Here is a 17,245-nt window from a genome sequence, read left to right as displayed (position 1 = left end):
GGGGCGCGCGCTCCGGGCGCATTCGCCGTACTGTCGGCGGCTGGTGGGGAGATGTTCGCCCGGCGTACGCGGAAGCGCACAGTCAGCAGGACCCGCAGCCAGGGGCGGGCCCCACTACGATCACTGGCCATGGACTGGCTGGAACGCATTGCGAAGCTCAGGCAGTGGAGCAGGAGCGGCACTCGCGCTCCGCACAAGCCGCTGCTGCTCCTGCACGCCCTCGGCCGGTTCCAGCAAGACCCGGACAGCGGGCTGCGGTACAGCGCGGTGGAGGAGGACCTGCAGCGTCTGCTGACCGAGTACGGGCCGCCGAACAAGACGACGCCCGCCTACCCGTTCCACCACCTGGTCAGCGACGGCGTGTGGGAGGTGCGTACCGACAGCGGGCACGGCAGTCCCGGGAGCGGCGTGCGAGATCTCCGGGAGACGGGTGCCACCGGCCGGTTCGCACCGGAACTCAGAACCGCCCTGCGACGGGAACCTGAACTGCTGGGGCGGATCGCACGGTTATTGCTCGATCTGCACTTCCCGCCCTCCCTCCACAGCGACTTGTGCGAGGCCATCGGCCTGGAACTGGAGCCGGCGGAAGCCGAGCGCCTCGCGACCATGCGCAGGCAGCGGGACCGACGCATGCGCGAGCTCGTGCTGACCGCCTACGAATACCGGTGCGCGTTCTGCGGCTACGACGGCAGGATCGGCACGGTTCCAGTCGGGCTGGAAGCCGCCCATGTGCGCTGGTGGGCATTCGGAGGCTCGGACGACGTCGACAACGGGCTGTGCCTGTGCTCCCTGCACCACAAGCTCTTCGACAAGGGAGTCCTCGGGCTCGACGACGGCCACCGCATCCTGGTCTCCCAGCGCTTCGTCGGCCACAGTCCCGCTGCCCGCGAGCAGGTCATCGCACTCGCGGGCCGTCCGCTCATCGGTCCGCAGCCGGGCGTATGCCCTGTCGCGGCCGACCACCGCGCCTGGCATACGAATCAGGTCTTTCACGGCACACCACGCCCCGCCACCGCGGCCTGAGGAATCTGCCGCCACACCTGGCTCGAGGTGGCCTGACCCGCTGCCAGCACCGCCACGTCGTGAACCCGGAGGCGCCCTGTGACGCAGAGCACACACTCTGGAGGGAACTCACGGGGGCCGCGGACCGACTCCCTGAACGGTCCACCGCTCGGGCCGCCATGGCCCGGGAATCCCGGAGAAGGACTGCGCGGGCCGCGTAAGACGTCCTTCACCGACGACGATCCGGAGTCCGTTGTGTCCCGTCACGGCAAGGCGCGCACCGTGCGCCGTTTCACCTCCGTCAGCGCGGTCCTCGTGGCAGGCGTCGTTGCCGCCGCCGGCCCTGCGTTCGCCCACACGGAGGTCGAGGCGGACGACGCGCGCGCCCTCGCGCAGAACGTCACCCTGGACTTTCACGCCGCATCCGAGTCCTCCTCCGCCGGCATCACCAAGCTGGAGGTGGTGCTGCCCAAGGGCATCGCTCCCGCCGACGTCACCTACGAACAGGGGCCCAAGGGCTGGAAGTTCGATACCACGGGCCGCGGTTACACCGTGTCGGGCACCAAGCTCGCCGTCGGCGAGGATGCCGAGTTCTCCGTGACCGTCCGTCAGCTGCCGGATGCCAAGGAACTTGCATTCAAGACGCTCCAGACCTACAGCGACGGACGCATCGACCGCTGGATCGGCCTGGACGACTCGGGAGACGACGGACACGGGCACGGGCACCCCGCGCCGACGCTGAAGCTCGGGACCGCCGAACCCGGCGCGCAGCCGGTCAGCCCCAGCCCTGCCGAGGCCGCCACCACCGCGGCGCCGTCCGGTGCTTCACCGAGCGGGCAGTCGAAACTGCCGGGGACACCCTCCGCACAGCAGGCAGACGACGAGGCCGACGGCGGGATGTCTCCGGGCACGTGGGCCGGTATCGGCGCCGCCGCGCTGCTCGCCCTCGGCGGTGGCGTGTGGTGGTTCAAGCGCCGCCGCACGCCCTCCGCATAAACTCCACGGCGGTCGCCGGTCCCGCGCTCCTCAGTGCCCGCCCCCAGGCATGCCCCCCATGTTCCCCACGTCGCCCATGCCCCCGCCTCCACCGCTTCCCCCCATCAGCACCAGCAACAGGAAGAAGCCGCAGAGCGCAGGCAGGGGCACCAGTTTCCGCATGCCTCAGGAGTCGGCTCCGTCGTGGGCCGAGCTCCGGAGCGCGCAAATGACGCGCCTCACACAAGCGACGTCACGATCTCTCGCGGCCCGGCGACGTCGGGACGTCAAACGGCCGCGTCGGCGAGCAGTCGCAGCGCCAGGTGCTGGAGTTCCGGACTCGCCTTCTCGGGGCTGCCGGTGTCGAACGGGGGGTCTGGGTCGTACTCGACGGCGAGCTGCATCGCCTGGGCCACCTCGTCGCCTGCCAACCGCGCGGCGATGTGCAGCCCCATGTCGATGCCGGCCGAGACCCCGGCACCCGTCATGATCTTCCCGGCTTCGACGAAGCGCCCCGGTGTATAGACCGCGCCGACCTCCGCGAGATAGGAACGGGAGGCCCAGTAGGTGGTGGCCGGCAGACCACGCAGCAGACCGGCTGCGCCGAGAATCAACGAGCCCGTGCACACAGAAGTGGTCCACACCGACCGCCGGTGGATGTGACGTATCCAGTCGAGGACAACCCGATTCGCCATCGTGGTCGTAGTTCCTCGCTCGCCTCCGCCGGGCACCAGCAGCACCTCCGCCCGCGTCACGCTGTCGAGGGAACGCTCCGCCACCAGCCCCAGCTCGCCGGTGTCGGTACGGATGCGCCCGGCCTTCTCCGCCACGGTCGTCACGGTCACTCCCGGGACCCGGCACAGCACCTCGTACGGCCCTACCGCGTCGAGTGCGGTGAACCCGTCGTACAGCAGTACCGCAACCCGCACGCTGCCGCCCCCGGAGAGCTCACCCTCCCGCTCCACCGATTCGGCCTGTGCCGCCGATGTCCCACCTGCTGTCACCAGCCCTGCGCCCAACCCGCCTGCCACGACGGCCCGGAGTAACTCGCGACGATCACGACGCTTACCTGTCATGCCCGACTCCCTGTCTCGAAACGCGCCCCGGCAGGGCACGGTTGACCAGGTAGTCGCGCCGTATCGCAGTTGAGTTCCCCACGGCCCGCCTTCTCGACCACTCACCACACCCATGCGTGGCCATCGGTGCGGCGGCCCCTGTCAGCGCGCGAACGCCCAAGAACCGCCGAGGCGCAGACCGGCGGTCCAGGGTCCGCGCCTTCGTGCAGGTCACCGCTTCCACGCGGGGTACCGGCAGCCGTGTGCGTGGCCTGCCGGCCGACGCATCGGCGCCTTGCTCCGGCTCGCCCACCGGCGCAGACACCCCACCAGTTCACCCCGTCCCGCCGCGACAGCATTCGCCTGCCTCGACTGGTCGGCCTCAGGCGCTGAGTGCGGCGCGCAAGGTGGTGGCCATCAGGTCGATGGCTGCTTTGCCCGCCGGTACCGGCCCCGTGTGGGTGAAGTAGTGGTCGACTCCCTCGAAGACACGGTGGATGACGGGAACGCCGGCGGCCTCGAGAGCCTTGGCGTAGGCGTCGCCCTCGTCGCGCAGGCGGTCGTTCTCCGCAGTGATGACCAGGCCGGGAGGGAGCCCAGTGAGGTCATCGGCCAGTGCGGGCGAGACGAGGGGGTCGGCACGGTCGGCGGGGTCTGGGACGTAGGCGGCCGTGAAGACCCGCATGAGCTGAGGGCTGAGCAGCGGCTTGGCGATGAGGGACTGCTTCGTGGCAGGGTCGGCGAGCTGATCGAGCGGTGCGGAGTCGATGATCTGAAGTCGGGGTGAGAAGGTTCCGCGGTCCCGAGCCATGCGGCAGACCGCAGCCGTCAGGTTGGCCCCGGCGCTGTGCCCGCCCACGGCAAGGCGTGAGCCGTCCCAGCCGCCCGCGGGGCCGTTCTCGGCGACCCACGCAGTGACGTCGTACGCCTGGGTGACGGGCACCGGAAACTGCCGCTGCGGGGCGACGGCATAGTCGACGTTGATCACGACACAGCCGGCCGTGGCGGCTATGTAACGGCAGATGTGGTCGTCCTGCTCCGGGCGGCTGATCACGAAGCCCCCGCCGTGGAAGTTGACGTACACGGGGGCGCGAGTTCCGGTGTCGGCCGGCGGGCGGTAGACCGTGCAGGGCACCGGGCCGGAGCCGGTCTCCACCAGGAGGGCTTCCGTGCGCTTGGGGATGTTTGTGAAGCGCAGGTCCTTGTGGACGCGCGACATTGTCCGACCGAGCAGCAGTTGGATCCCTCTGGCCTGGATTCTGGGGCTCAATGGCATGACTCGATCCCTCATCACTACAACTTTGAAGTAACAGGATTCCTGATGATGGGTCCTCGCTCGGCTTCGCGCAATGGGCAGACGCGAGCCGACCTTCGCCAGCCGGACGGCAGGCCGTCCTCGGTCTCCACCACGTCGAACCCCTCACCCGCGGAGGATGAGAAACGTTCAGCCATGCCGACCGACCCTGGTGATGAGTTTTCGCGCCCGCGCCCGTCACACGTAAGACGGGCGCGACGAGGCGGAAGGATGACGTGATGAGTGCGGACACGCGGCTGGAGGAGCTGGGCATGAGCGGTCTGGGCGAGGTCGACGAGTCGGCGTTCTCGAGGCTGTCGGAGCGGCACCGGCGGGAGCTGCACGTGCACTGCTACCGGATGCTCGGGTCGTTCGAGGACGCCGAGGACACTGTGCAGGAAACGTTCCTCCGTGCCTGGCGGCGGCGGGAGACCTTCGAGGGGCGGTCGACGTTCCGGGCCTGGCTGTACCGGATCGCCACCAACGCCTGCCTTGACCTGCTCGCCAAGTGCCGCCCGGAGCCGGCGACCGGCGGCGAGGTGCTGTGGCTGCAGCCCTACCCGGACAAGCTGCTCGACGAACTGCCCGCGCGCGACGCGGACGAGCCGGAGACCGTCGCCGTCACGCGGGAGACGATCGAGCTGGCGTACGTGGTCGCCGTCCAGCACCTCGCGCCGCGGCCGCGGGCCGTGCTGATCCTGCGGGACGTGCTCGGCTGGCCGGCGAAGGACGTCGCGGAGTGCCTCGGGGACTCCGTCAACTCCGTGAACAGCGCGTTGCAGCGGGCCCGCGCAGGCATGCGGGAGCACCTGCCCGCCGAGCGGCAGGACTGGACCGGCGGCGACCAGGACGCCGGGACGCGCGAGCTGGTACGCCGCTTCACCGACGCCAGCGTAGCCACGGACATCCCGGCGCTCGCCGCGATGCTGCGGGACGACATCCGCTGCTCGATGCCGCCTACGCCGGGCATGAACGTCGGCCGCGACGCGGTGGTGAACGACTGGGTCGAGAGCGGCTTCGAGGGCATGAAGGGCCTGCACGCCGTCCCCACCTCCGTGAACCGACAGCCCGCCGTCGCCTTCTACCTCTGGCGGGACCGGGAGGAGGCGTACGTACCGCTGACGATCGATGTCCTGCGCGTCACCGGCGGCGCGATCACCGAGATCGTCACGTTCCACGACGACCAGTTCCCCCGGCTCGGGCTGCCCGAGCGTCTGCCGGCGGACGGCAGGGACTAGTCCAGGTGCGGACGGCGGCGCTGCGCGGTGACGCGCGTGTCGCGGTGGTCGCGGCGCAGTGGCGCGACGCGGTCCTGGCTCGTCCTCCCACCGCCCGCGGCCGGCCCTGCTGGACGTGGGCGGGCCTGTGGCTGCAACCCACGCCCCGGTTGCGCGGTCATGTGTCCGGCCGCTCGTCGCCGATGCGGCGAAGAGCGGCCGGAGACTGGCGTGCCCCATCGCCACCGCGTCACCTCGGGGGCAAGTGGCCGCGGTGGTGAGAGCGTCGTCAGGCGGCGAAGGAGGCGAGCAGTTCGTTGTACTGCTTGGCGGCGACGGCCAGGTCCTCATCGGAGAGGCCGAAGGCGGTGCCGTACACCTTGACCATCGGCTGCTGGATGTCGAACTGGCACAGCCGCAGGGTCGCGTGCCAGTTACTCAGGAGCGTCTCGAGGGTGGCCTTGTTGGCGCCTTCGGGGGTGTAGCGCTCGCCGGGGACGCCGGTGGTGACGGCGACGACGGCCTTCTTGCCGGCCAGCTGTGAGGCAGAGCCGTCCATGGTGAAGGCCCAGCCGAGGGTGAAGACCTTGTCCTGCCACTGCTTGAACAGAGGGGTGGTGTTGTACCAGAACACCGGGTGCTGGAAGACGATCACATCGTGGTCGGCCAGCAGCGCCTGCTCTGCGGCGGCGTCGATCTGGAAGTCGGGGTAGGTGGCGTAGAGGTCGTGCACGGTGACATGGGCCAGATCGCGGACGGCGTCCACGAGCGCCGCGTTGGCCCTCGACCGGGACAGGTCGGGGTGGCCTACGACAAGGAGAACCTTGGACATGATGCAAAACCCATTTCAGTGATCAGTGTGAGATGAAGGAAGAAGCGGATGCTGGCTGGTCGGGTGTGACGGGCCGGGGAAGTTCGCCGGGGCGGCAGTCCTTCGCGAAGCCCGGGAGCGCGGGCTGAGCGGGCTGAAAGGGGCGCAACGGCGTCGGTGGTCAGTGGTCGATGCTGGCCATGTTGGCCTCGTCGTGGCGTTCGCCCGCGGCGGGTGTGAGGTTGTTGAGGCGGTCGAGCTGGGCGGCGGTGAGTTCGATGGCGTCGGCGGCGGTGTTCTCCTCGACGCGCGAGACTCGCCGGGTGCCGGGGATGGGGGCGATGTCGTCGCCGCGGGTCAGCAGCCAGGCCAGCGCGGTCTGGGCCGGGGTTGCTCCGATCTCGGCGCCGATGGCCCGCACTTCGTCGACGATGCGCAGGTTGCGCTGGAAGTTCTCGCCGGTGAAGCGAGGGTTGGTCTTGCGCCAGTCGTCGTCGGTGAAGTCGTCGACGGTGCGGATCTGCCCGGTCAGCAGGCCGTGCCCGAGCGGGGAGTAGGGCACGAACCCGATGCCCAACTCCCGCAGCAGCGGGAGGATTTCAGTCTCGACGTCGCGGGTCCACAGCGAGTATTCGGTCTGCAGCGCGGCCACCGGGTGCACGGCGTGTGCGCGGCGGATCGTGGCGGGGCCGGCTTCGGAGAGGCCGATGTGGCGCACCTTGCCTTCGGCGACCAGTTCGGCCAGTGCGCCGATGGTCTCTTCGATGGGGGTGCTCGGGTCGACGCGGTGCTGGTAGTAGAGGTCGATGTGGTCGGTGCCGAGCCGCTTGAGGGAGCCTCGACGATCTTTCCGTGAGACAGGCGGTAGAACGCCATGCTCTCCGAGCGGATCGCCTTGCCCGTGGCCTCGACCCCGGCGAAGGGTCCTTGGTGGGTGCCCGTCATGGAGACCGACCCCGCCGTGACCCGTGGCGGCGACCCGGAACCGGTGGTGCTGTCGGCCGTGTCGGCGGCCGCTCCCGATCCGAAGGCCGCGAGCTGAGCGCTCCCAGTGCCGTGACTGCGGCGGCCGGCTTGGTGCATCGAAAAGCATGATCCCCATCTGACTCCGGTGATCACAGCGCCGACGGCGCTGCGAAGGGGCTGCGGACCGGCGGCACAAGCGGCGCCTTGTCCGGGCCGTTCACACCGCCGTGCGGCGGTGCACCACCCATAAGACCGGCTGTCACGGGAGTGTGGGAGTCCCTGATGAGGGGGTCACTGACAGGGACCCCCTACCGCGGGAAAGCGCTCGTAGAGTGGAGCCCATGGCAGGAAGAAAGGACCCTTACGGCACCAACCGCGACATCCGTGATGATTTCCGCGCGGAGATCCGGGAGTTCCTCGGCACGCGACGCGCCAAGGTCACCCCCGAGCAAGCCGGACTGCCGGTCTACGGCGGAGAGCGCCGACGGGTCACCGGGCTGCGCCGGGAGGAGGTCGCCCTGCTCGCGGGCATCTCCAGCGAGTACTACACCCGGCTGGAGCGCGGCAACGCCACCGGCGTCTCAGAAAGCGTCATCGAGGGCATCGCACAAGCGCTGCAGCTCGACGAGGCCGAACGAATCCACCTGCTGCACCTCCTGCGCGGCGCCGGCACGACCCGTCCGCCACGCCGTCGGCCCGCCCAGCAGCGCGTGCTGCCCGCGGTGCAGCGCGTCCTCGACTCGATGAGCGGCACGCCCGCGTTCGTCCTCAGCGGGCGGGGGGGACATCCTGGCCACCAACGACCTCGGACGCGCCCTGTTCTCCCCGGTCTACGCCGGCCCTGTGCGCCCGCCCAACAACGCCAGGTTCGTCTTCCTCGACCCGCAAGCGACCGAGTTCTTCCGCGACTGGGACCAGGTGGCAGCCGACTGCGTCGCCATGCTGCGCGCCGAGGCCGGCCGCGATCTCTACGACCGGCGGCTGACCGACCTGATCGGCGAACTGTCCACCCGCAGCGAGGAGTTCCGTCACCGCTGGGCCGCCCACAACGTCCGGATGCACACCACCGGCGTGAAACTCCTGCACCACCCGGTCGTCGGCGACCTCGACCTGCCCTTCGAGACCTTCCCGGTGGGCGACGACCCCAGCCAGGTCCTCCTCACCTACACCGCCGAGCCCTCCTCACCCACGCAGGACGCCCTGAACCTGCTGGCCAGTTGGGCCGCGGCCAGCGACGACATCGAGCGGTCCGCACCGGCCGACGACTCCGAGCCGGCCGACTCGTCCGAGACACCCGACTGATCGTCTCAGGATGGGGCGGTTCCCCGTGAGGCCGCTATGCGAGCCAGAGCGAGCCGCGCCGATGGCGTGCCGGCGGTACGTCCACCGTGTCCGCGGCGTCGAGTGCCAGTTCGCCGGCGGTCGTGTTCACCAGCCTCAGGAGGGTCCCCACCTGGGTCCGTAGCCGCTGTCGCGCCCGGCGTTCCTCCACCGCGGACCACTCGGCGACGGAGTGGTCCCGCTGGTGTCGAGCGAATGAGTAGACATCCACCGTACGGCGGACGAGGCGAGGCCGAGGCCTGCTGGACTCACCTGACGCGTCCGTGAAGCTGCGGGCGCTGTACCTGAGGTCGTGGAGAACCACGGAACGCCATGGCTTTCCTGACGAGCAGTCGCGTGTACTCCGGCTGTCCGAAGAGCGAAGGTGGTGGGCGGTGCGTGACACGGGACTCCGTTCGCGGCTACCGCCGGGGATCTCCCGGCGGGCTACCTGAAGCCCGTCGGCCCTGTCGAACGTGCGTGTCCCATGCGCGGGAGTTTATCCAACCGCGCGCGAGGCTGCGGGGCGGGCACCGCAAGCCCTGCCGAGAGTGGGCCGGCCTCCCGCCCGCCGGGCCTCACTTCCGCTGCTGGCTCTCTCCTCACGGCGACACGTCGCTCCTGGATCGGCGTGCCGACGGACATCGCGAACAGCAGCGAACTGAGAGGGCCCCGAACCCCATGCACCACAGGTGTTTCGAGCCTCCGCGATTCGGCCAGGTCCGGGACTCCGGGGATCGGCGCCGGCAACGAACCGACCCGGTCGGCCCCTTGTGCGGCAAGGGCCCCAGCACGTCCGAAATCGAGCGCGTTCGATTCAGGCGCCGTGTCGTTAGGCCGTGCACCGCCGAGCCGTCCGGGCACGGCACGGACCTCCAGGAGGGATCCAGGTGACGGTGACCGACGCCTCGAACGCTGACGAGAACACTCCGCCTCCTCCCCCACCCGCGACTCTCACGTTCGGCGGGAAGTACGGCGAGAACCCGCTGGCGGACGCCAGTTTCACTGCGATGTGCCGCCGCCTGCCGTCCGTCCTCGGGCACACCGCGAGAATGGCGTGGGGCGTCGACAGGGCCGGCGTCGTGCTGCTCCTCGCCTGCCAGCTCCTCACCGGCATCGCGGCGGCCGTGGTCCTCGCGTTCACCGCGCAGGCGATGACGGACATCCTCGGCAGCGGCACGGTTTCCGAACGCCTGCACCATGCGCTGCCCGCCCTGATCGCGGTGACGGCAGCCGCTGCCGTCGGCCGGATCAGCAGCGCCCTGTCCTCCTACGCCGACGGCCGGATCACTCCGCTGCTGACGACCGAGGCAGACATCGCCCTGGTCGCCGCCGTGTGCCGGGTGGAGAGCTCCGCCTACGGCGAGGACGGCTTCGCCGACCGGCAGGAAGCCGCCGAAGTCGGTGTCACCCGCACCCGGATGATGGTCCAGGACGCCCAGCGGTTCATGTCCGCCCTGATCCGCATGATCGCCGCGAGCGGAGTCATCACGGCACTGCACCCGCTGATGCTGCCCCTGCTGCTCCTGGCCGTTCTCCCCGCCGGCGCCGGTGCCGTCCTGTCCGCCCGCGTCGACTACGAGACCCACTACCTGAACGTCGGCGACCGCAACGTGCGTTCCATGATGCGCTGGTGGGCCACCTACTCCCGATTCGGCGACGAGGTCCGCGCCAACGGCATGACCGGCTATCTCGTCTACTGGTACCGGGCGCTGTCCGACCGCATCGACCAGCGCACCCTCACCGCCGCCCCGCGCCAGTTGCGCATCGTGCTGATCACCAGCGCCCTGGGCGGGGTCTTCCTGCTGAGCACCTGGGCCACCCTCGCCTGGCTGGCCGCCGGCGGCCGGATCGCCCTGCCCGTCGCCGCCACCGCCGTCGTCGCCGTGCAGACCACCCTCGCGGCGCTCAGCCAGTTCGTCATCCACGGCGCCGCGATGTTCCACACCTCGCTCTACCTGGCCGACATGCGGTCCTTCCTCGACATGGCCGCCGAACGCGCCCCGCGCCGCGGTGAGCTGACCATCCCCGAACGCGTCGACGAGATCCGCCTCGACGAGGTCGAGTACCAGTACCCGGGCAAGGACGAACCGGCCGTCGCGGGCGTGTCGCTCACACTGCGCCGCGGCGAGATCCTGGCGATCGTCGGCGAGAACGGCTCGGGCAAGTCCACCCTGGCCAAACTCATCACCGGCATCCTTCTCGCCGACAAGGGCCGCGTGCTGTGGGACGGCGCGGACCTCGCTCACGCCGACCCCGACGCCGTGTGGCAGCGGACCGCGCTCGTACCGCAGAACTTCGCGTGCTGGCCCCTGCGCGCCCGCGAGAACATCACCCTCGGGCAGCCGAAGACCTTCGACGACGGTCCCGTGTGGGACGTGGTCGACGCCGTCGGCATGCGCGAGGCCATCGAGAAGCTGCCCCGGCAACTGGACACGCTGCTCGCCAAGGAGTTGTGGGGCGGCGCCGAACTGTCCGGCGGGCAGTGGCAGCGCCTGGTGTGCGGACGCGCCCTGTACCGCCGGACGCCGCTGCTGATCCTGGACGAGCCGACGTCCCAGATGGACGCCCGCGGCGAGCACGCCATCTTCCTCGAGATCAAGAGGATCGCCGTCGAACGCATGACGATCGTCGTCACCCACCAACTGGAGAACACCCGCCTCGCCGACCGCGTCCTCGTCATGGACAAGGGCCGGATCGTCGAACAGGGGACGTACGAGGACCTCGTCGGCGCCGGCGGCCTGTTCGCCGAACTCGTCGCACTCGCCCAGGACCGTTGAGCCCGACGACCGGGCCGGACCGGGCCGGGTCCGTGGCTGTGCGCCGCGGGCCCGCCCGGGCCGTCGCGAGTGGGACAATCGGCCGTACCAGTCCGAGCCGAGGAAGTCGGTCAGCACGCCGTGGAACGACCAGCCGTCCCCTTCCCTCCTTCGCCGTGGCGCCTCACCGGCGACATGGTCGTCTCGCTGTGGCGCGTCCCTGTGGACGAACTGCCGTCCTGGCCGCTGCCGTCCGGGGTCCGCCCCTGGGTCGTGCGGCGCCGCGCCACCGTGCTCACCTTCTGGGTCGACTACCGGCCCGGCGGAGTCCTCGCCTACCGCGAATGCCTCATCGCCCTGGCCGTACGCCACGGACACCGCCTCGCCGGCAGCGCCGTGGCCGCCTGGGTCGACAACGAACAGTCCCTGGCCGGAGGTCGCGCCCTGTGGGGCATCCCGAAGGATCTGGGCACGATCATGCTCCGCGCGGACAGCGGCAGCAGCGTCCGGGGCGAGCTGACCGCCGCCGGCGCCGCGCCGGTCCGCGTCACGTACCGCGACGTGCTGCGGCTGCCCTTCCGGCTGCCTGCCCGCGCCCACCTGGTCCAGCAGCTGTCCGACGGTACGCGGTGCCGCGTCCCCATGCGGATCACCGGACGACCGGCCCTGGGCCGCAGCCGCGTGACGACGGAACCTGACGCTCCGTTGTCCGTCCTCGCCCGGCATCGGCCCCTGCTGTCCCTCGCCCTCCGCGACTTCCGCAGCATCGTGGGCGGCTGAGCCGGGCAGAGCTCTCCCCCGCCGCGAATGCCCCGTGGGAAACACTCCCCACGGCGGTCGCCGCGTCGCACGCGCGGCATCGCGGGAGCCGCTCAGCAGCAGCGGCTGTGCGTGCGGGCCTCCTGGTGCCGGGTACGCAGCACCTGGTATTCGCGGCGGGTCGGCACCGGGGCGAGCGGATGGTGGCGCCGGTACCGCTCGCAGTGGCGGTCGTACTGGGCCTCTCCGGTCAGCTCGCGCAGATGCCAGCGCACGGCACGCGCCCAGCGCCGGATCCTCATGAGCGGGCTCCGGCCAGTGGTTCGGCGGCCTGGCCGGGCGCGTCGATGCGGGACTCGACGTACGGGGCCTCGTTGGTCGGCAGTGGCGTCGCGGACCGTATCGCGCGCACGCAGACCACCGCCGCGTTGCCGATCACCACGGCGACCAGGAGCAGGAAGAGGGCGATGAGGACGCCGTCGACGGTGGAGTTGGTGATCACGGTGTGCATGTCGGCGGTCGTCCTGGCGGGGGCGAGGATCCGGCCGGCGTCCAGGGCGTCGGCGTAGTGGGTCCGTTGGGCGAAGAAGCCGATCTTCGGGTCGCTGGAGAAGATCTTCTGCCAGCCGGCGGTGAAGGTGATCGCGGTGACCCAGGCCAGGGGGAGGCCGGTGACCCAGGCCCAGTGCAGCCGCCCGGACTTGACGAGCACGGTGGTGCAGACGGCGAGGGCGATGGCGGCGAGCAACTGGTTGGCGATGCCGAAGAGCGGGAAGAGCTGGTTGATTCCGCCGAGCGGGTCGGTGGCGCCGGTGTAGAGGAAGTAGCCCCAGGCGGCGACGACCAGGCCGCTGCACAGCCAGATGCCAGCTTCCAGTTGACCCGGCCGAGCGGCTTGAAGACGTTGCCGAGCATGTCCCGGAGCATGAAGCGGCCGACGCGGGTGCCGGCGTCGACCGTGGTCAGGATGAACAGCGCCTCGAACATGATCGCGACGCGCTGCAGCAGCTGCCGGCCCGGCAGCGCGAGGCGCTCGTGCTGAGGCACTGGCTCGGACTGAAGGAAGGCGACATCGCCGCCGCGATGGGCATCTCGTCCGGTTCGGTGAAGACGCACACCGCACGCGGTCTCGCCGCGCTGACCCAGGTGATGGAGGCCCGGCGATGAACCACACCGACCCGGACCGCACGGAGCGGGAGCTGACCGAGGCCCTGGCCGCCCTCGCGGGCGGGGTGCGGGCCGCGCCCGACGCCTATCGCACGGCACGCGGCGAATGGCTGCGCCGCGAACGCCGTCGCAGGCTCGTCCTCGCGGTGCTCATCACCGTCGTGTTCGCCCTGGCCACGCTGATCGGTCTGTGGGTGCTGAACGAGGCGCCGTCACATCCGGGAGTGATCTTCTCGGGTTTCCCGGGCCCTCAGGGCAGCATGTAGTAGGTGAGGTGCGTGACCTGGCTCGCCGACCGCGACGCCACCTGCTCCAGTTTCAGCGGCGGGACGCCCTCGAACAACCGCGTGCCGGCGCCGAGCGTGAGCGGCACGATGTGCAGCCGCAGCTCGTCGATCAAGCCGGCGGCCAGGTACTGGTTGATGGTGGTCGCGCCGCCGAGGACGGTGACATCGCCGTCGCCGGCCGCCGCGCGTGCCCGTGTCAGGGCCGACGCGATGCCGTCGGTGACGAAGTGGTACGTGGTGCCGCCGTCCATCGGCTGCGGTTCGCGGGGGTGGTGGGTGAGCACGAACACCGGCGCGTGGAACGGCGGATCGCCGCCCCACCAGCCGTTCCACTGCCGATCCCACCCGCCCCGAACCGGGCCGAACATGTTGCGCCCCATGATGAACGCACCAGCCGTGTTCAGCCGGTCGATCTCGGCCCGGTTCTCGTCGGGTGTGTGGAACATCCAGGCGTGCAGTTGTTCACCCGAGCCGTCACCGCCGTCGTCCCCGAACGGCCGCTCCTCCGTCTGGCCGAGCCCGGCCGAGTACCCGTCGGCCGAGATCGTGATGTCGCACACCACCCTGCCCGTCGATGTGGTCATGGCCCCGTCCTCCTCGTGGCGTTCCGATCTCCGAACCTACGCGCACGAACTCTGGTCTTCGGGACCCTGCCCGCGCCGCGCGGCTGCGAGAGTGTGATCGCCCGTACGACGCACCCGAAGGGAACCCTCGGCATGGCCGTCATCCACCACACCACCCTGAAGCCGACCAAGCTGGACCTGCTCACCGCCTGGCTGCCCTCCCGCCCGTGGTACCGAGGCGCGGCCGAACCGGAGTTGGCGAAGGCGGGAGGCTTCCGGCTCGACGATCCGCAGGGCGAGGTGGGGATCGAGTTCATGGTGGTCACCGACGCCTCCGGCCCTCAGCCGGTCGCGTACCTGGTGCCTCTGGCTTATCGCGGTGCCCCGCTCGAAGGGACGGAGCACGCCCTCGTCGGCACGATGGAGCACGGCGTGCTGGGACAGCGCTGGGCCTACGACGGCTGTCATGATCCTGTGCTGGTCGCCCAGTTGGTGGCCCTGATCGAGGGGCGGGCGCAGGCCCAGGACCAGAACGTCAGCGACACCCCCGCTCGGGAGGTCGTCGTCTCCCCCACCGGTGAAGGCTCCTTCTCCTCGGGCTTCACCGCCACCGACGACCGGGAAGGCACCGCGCTGACCACACCGCAGGGCCAAGTCCTCCGCTTGCACCGGGCCCTGCAACCCGCTGCGGACGGCCTGGTCGTCCTTCCGCAGGGGGCGACCGGCCATGTCGCCGGCTCCTGGGAGGCGCCGGACGGCACCCGCGCGCGGGGGGCGTTCGCCGTCCTCCATGGGGGCAGCCGAGCGTAACCGGTGGCGGCCAGCGCGACAGTGGTCATGTCGTGGAACTGCCTCGGTAGGGGGCCGGCGAACCACGGGAAGTCTCTTCCGGCCGGCCGCCCATCGCTTCAGAAGGCCGGTGCGGAATGCTCGGCGGGCTGGCTCTGGCGCCGTGCCCCGAGTACGGCGTCCCGCAGCCGCTCCTGAGCGATCGTCAGGCAGGCGTACACCGCTCCCTGTGCGGTCGACAGGCCGATGAGGTGCTGCACCGGTCTGATCTCGGGGGCGGCCGGCAGACTCCGGTCGAGCCGGCCGCGCACCTCCGGGAGCACCTCGTCGACGAGCGGCCCCAGCCGGCCCACGAAGTAGACCGACTCGGGATCCAACGTCACTGCGACGACGCTGACAGCGGTCACGATCGCCGCGGTGAACGCCTCGAGCACCTCGGCACGCGGAGCCTCGGGGTGCGACTCCAGCCAGAGGTCCTCGATGCGTTCGAGCTCAAGCCCCCGCTTGCGCGCGAACCGGAGAAGGCCCCTGGTGCTCAGCAGCTCGTCGAGGATTTCCGTGCCGACTCCGGAGGACAGCACACCGATGTCGCCGAAGGTGGGCGTGTTCCCCCGGGCGAGCTCGTGCTCCGTGCAACTGGCGAAGTTCAGTATGGTGCTGACGCTGAAGAGCGCGGCATTGGAGATGGTGGCGTCGTTCGTGAGGATCCCGAGCAGGGCCGCGTTGGCATCGCTGTCGAGAACCACGGGGGCGTCGACCAGGTCCTCGATGGCCCGGTGGAGGCCGGAGCCCTCGAAGATCTTCATCGACTCCGCGGGGCCGAAGATCTCCGTGCCGCCCCGGACCCGGCCCGGAACCGCGGCGACGATCTGACGCAGCGGGCCCTGCGCGGATTCGGCGGCCTGGGCGATCAGGTCGACCAGCCATCGTGCGGCGTCCTCGACCTCCTGGTGGTCGACGGTGGGAACAAGCAGGTGGTGCACCTCACGGCCCCTGAGGTCGGTTACCAGCACGCCTGTGGTCTGCGCTCCGAAGCTGATGCCGGCGACATGCCCGGTCGTGCCGGGCAGGTCGAGATAGGTGGAGCGGCGGCCGCGGCCGGTGACCTCATCCATTCCGCCGTCGACTACGAAGCCGTCGGCCCGGAGCTCCTCCACCGCTCTGGACACCGTGGCCTTGCTCAGGCCGGTCAGCTCGATCAGCTGGTTCCGGGTCAGGGGCGCGTGGGAGAGGACCACGTCGAGGACCGACGCCTTGTTGTAGTCGCGGGGAGTGGGGTTAGAGGTCACGTGATGACCATAGCGAGCACGGTACGCCGGTCCTGCCGGGACCGGCCTGGGTGTGATGATCGCGGGCTTCGGTGGAGTGACGCAAGGCTGTTCGCGCCCGCCTGCCGTCGTCTGGGTGTGCTGGAGGGTCCCCTGAGGGCCCTCTTCCTCGTCTTTCTCTGTGCCGGACGGTTCTCGGCTCATCTGTCATGCACTCCGAAGGGTCCCCGAAGCACTCCCGGCAGAATCGCCGCATCGCGGCGCAGGCCAGGAGGATGGGGGTCGATGACCAACTGACTGTCGGCAGCGAGCATCGATCAGACGGTGGACCCCTGTGCGGTCAGCCGCCGTGGCGCAGTGACGTCGCCGGGCTGGTCGCCCTGTGATGCAGGGCGACTTGACCGCATGCCGGCGAGCCTACCACTCGCGATCAACGCCTTCCCGCCCTCGTGCGACCTCGCCCAGCGGTATATCCCCTGCGCGAGACGCTGGTCGTCCGTCCGCTCGACGTCTGGATTGAGCCGCTATACATGGATCCGTAGCTTCCGGATAGCCCCGGAATCGCCACGTCCAGAGCACCCCCTGCCCGTACCGATCGCCGGACCGCACCCCCAGACGCTTCTCGTTTCAGATTGGAACTGGAACGAATAGTGGTATGGTCTGGGCGCAGCAGCGAGCAGCTTCCGACACCCCCAGCGGCTGGCGGCACTGGCAGGAGAGAGCAGCGACATGAAGTTCACCCACGGGCATGTCGATCGGCTTCCGGTCCGCGATCTCCCGCTACGGATTCGACACCGCCAAGGCCTATCTGATGGCCTACCACGACGCGGTCGACACCCTCGAAAAGCTCGTCACGGACGAGAACATCGACTGCGACTTCGCCCGCACGGGCAAGCTGAACCTGGCATCCAAGCCGGCCCACTTCGACGGTCTGCGCAAGACCCACGAGATCATGTCCGGCCGTCTCGGGCTCGAGACCCGCCTGGTTCCCCAGAGCGAACTCCATACCGAGA

Annotated in this window: 13 protein-coding genes and 6 pseudogenes; 10 read left to right on the top strand and 9 right to left on the bottom strand. The window is 70.1% G+C overall.

Going from position 1 to position 17,245, the window contains the following annotated elements; translation table 11 throughout:
- Positions 1-129: 129 nt before the first annotated feature.
- Together IO24_RS0138340 and IO24_RS0138335 are read left to right on the top strand one after the other, a co-directional pair.
- On the top strand, positions 130-1,023 hold the full coding sequence (locus IO24_RS0138340; protein ID WP_031144234.1) for a phosphorothioated DNA-binding restriction endonuclease: 894 nt from the start codon (positions 130-132) through the stop codon (positions 1,021-1,023).
- A gap of 234 nt (positions 1,024-1,257) precedes the next feature.
- Positions 1,258-1,998, top strand: a complete 741-nt coding sequence (locus IO24_RS0138335; protein ID WP_031144232.1) for a DUF1775 domain-containing protein — start codon at positions 1,258-1,260, stop codon at positions 1,996-1,998.
- Between the two features lie 266 nt (positions 1,999-2,264).
- Here IO24_RS0138335 and IO24_RS0138325 read toward each other — a convergent pair whose 3' ends face one another.
- Positions 2,265-3,053 carry a DJ-1/PfpI family protein gene (locus IO24_RS0138325; RefSeq protein WP_031144230.1) on the bottom strand — a complete coding sequence of 263 codons (789 nt, stop codon included), beginning with the start codon at positions 3,051-3,053 and terminating at the stop codon, positions 2,265-2,267.
- A 361-nt stretch (positions 3,054-3,414) separates the two neighbouring features.
- A complete protein-coding gene (locus IO24_RS0138320; protein ID WP_234335380.1) occupies positions 3,415-4,251 on the bottom strand; it encodes an alpha/beta hydrolase in 837 nt (278 codons plus the stop codon).
- 314 nt (positions 4,252-4,565) lie between these two features.
- Between IO24_RS0138320 and IO24_RS0138315 the strand changes: the two genes are divergently transcribed.
- The gene (locus tag IO24_RS0138315; RefSeq protein ID WP_031144226.1) at positions 4,566-5,564 is read left to right on the top strand and encodes an RNA polymerase subunit sigma-70; all 999 of its coding nucleotides are present in this window, start codon (positions 4,566-4,568) and stop codon (positions 5,562-5,564) included.
- 268 nt (positions 5,565-5,832) lie between these two features.
- On the opposite strand, the gene IO24_RS0138310 is transcribed toward IO24_RS0138315, so the two are convergent.
- The 3 genes and pseudogenes from IO24_RS0138310 to IO24_RS47760 form a co-directional block, all read right to left on the bottom strand.
- Positions 5,833-6,375 carry an NAD(P)H-dependent oxidoreductase gene (locus tag IO24_RS0138310; protein WP_031144224.1) on the bottom strand — a complete coding sequence of 181 codons (543 nt, stop codon included), beginning with the start codon at positions 6,373-6,375 and terminating at the stop codon, positions 5,833-5,835.
- Positions 6,376-6,535: 160 nt separating this feature from the next.
- Positions 6,536-7,192, bottom strand: a pseudogene (locus IO24_RS0138305) (aldo/keto reductase); the annotation flags it as partial.
- 56 nt (positions 7,193-7,248) lie between these two features.
- Positions 7,249-7,299 (bottom strand): annotated as a pseudogene (locus tag IO24_RS47760) (hypothetical protein); the annotation flags it as partial.
- 362 nt (positions 7,300-7,661) lie between these two features.
- Between IO24_RS47760 and IO24_RS41455 the strand changes: the two are divergent.
- From IO24_RS41455 to IO24_RS0138285, 3 genes and pseudogenes are all read left to right on the top strand, one after another.
- Positions 7,662-8,622 (top strand): annotated as a pseudogene (locus IO24_RS41455) (helix-turn-helix domain-containing protein).
- A gap of 914 nt (positions 8,623-9,536) precedes the next feature.
- Complete coding sequence (locus IO24_RS0138290) at positions 9,537-11,420, top strand: ATP-binding cassette domain-containing protein (RefSeq protein WP_031144220.1); 1,884 nt, start codon at positions 9,537-9,539, stop codon at positions 11,418-11,420.
- 120 nt (positions 11,421-11,540) lie between these two features.
- Positions 11,541-12,179, top strand: a complete 639-nt coding sequence (locus IO24_RS0138285; RefSeq protein WP_031144218.1) for an acetoacetate decarboxylase family protein — start codon at positions 11,541-11,543, stop codon at positions 12,177-12,179.
- Between the two features lie 92 nt (positions 12,180-12,271).
- Here the strand turns inward: IO24_RS0138285 and IO24_RS0138280 are convergent, their stop codons facing one another.
- Both IO24_RS0138280 and IO24_RS43915 read right to left on the bottom strand, forming a co-directional pair.
- Complete coding sequence (locus tag IO24_RS0138280; protein WP_031144216.1) at positions 12,272-12,460, bottom strand: YbdD/YjiX family protein; 189 nt, start codon at positions 12,458-12,460, stop codon at positions 12,272-12,274.
- Positions 12,457-13,145, bottom strand: a pseudogene (locus tag IO24_RS43915) (carbon starvation CstA family protein). The gene IO24_RS0138280 and the pseudogene IO24_RS43915 overlap by 4 nt, the downstream one beginning before the upstream one ends.
- Before the next feature lie 3 nt (positions 13,146-13,148).
- On the opposite strand from IO24_RS43915, the pseudogene IO24_RS41450 reads away from it, so the two are divergent.
- Positions 13,149-13,325 (top strand): annotated as a pseudogene (locus tag IO24_RS41450) (sigma factor-like helix-turn-helix DNA-binding protein); the annotation flags it as partial.
- Positions 13,322-13,591, top strand: coding sequence for a hypothetical protein (locus tag IO24_RS0138265; RefSeq protein WP_031144212.1), 270 nt, complete (start codon positions 13,322-13,324; stop codon positions 13,589-13,591). The pseudogene IO24_RS41450 and the gene IO24_RS0138265, both read left to right, overlap by 4 nt.
- Here IO24_RS0138265 and IO24_RS0138260 read toward each other — a convergent pair.
- A complete protein-coding gene (locus IO24_RS0138260) occupies positions 13,576-14,196 on the bottom strand; it encodes a dihydrofolate reductase family protein (RefSeq protein WP_031144210.1) in 621 nt (206 codons plus the stop codon). The genes IO24_RS0138265 and IO24_RS0138260 overlap by 16 nt on opposite strands.
- A gap of 132 nt (positions 14,197-14,328) precedes the next feature.
- On the opposite strand from IO24_RS0138260, the gene IO24_RS0138255 reads away from it, so the two are divergent.
- Positions 14,329-14,985, top strand: coding sequence for a maltokinase N-terminal cap-like domain-containing protein (locus tag IO24_RS0138255; protein WP_031144207.1), 657 nt, complete (start codon positions 14,329-14,331; stop codon positions 14,983-14,985).
- Between the two features lie 98 nt (positions 14,986-15,083).
- On the opposite strand, the gene IO24_RS0138250 is transcribed toward IO24_RS0138255, so the two are convergent.
- Positions 15,084-16,253 carry an ROK family transcriptional regulator gene (locus IO24_RS0138250; protein WP_031144205.1) on the bottom strand — a complete coding sequence of 390 codons (1,170 nt, stop codon included), beginning with the start codon at positions 16,251-16,253 and terminating at the stop codon, positions 15,084-15,086.
- Between the two features lie 727 nt (positions 16,254-16,980).
- On the opposite strand from IO24_RS0138250, the pseudogene IO24_RS0138245 reads away from it, so the two are divergent.
- Positions 16,981-17,245 (top strand): annotated as a pseudogene (locus tag IO24_RS0138245) (FAD-dependent oxidoreductase); the annotation flags it as partial.

The sequence above is a fragment of the Streptomyces flavovariabilis genome (genome assembly GCF_000725785.1).
GTDB lineage: Bacteria > Actinomycetota > Actinomycetes > Streptomycetales > Streptomycetaceae > Streptomyces > Streptomyces hawaiiensis.
The sequence above is the reverse complement of the archived record's forward strand: the minus strand, read 5'-3'. Positions and strand labels throughout refer to the sequence as shown.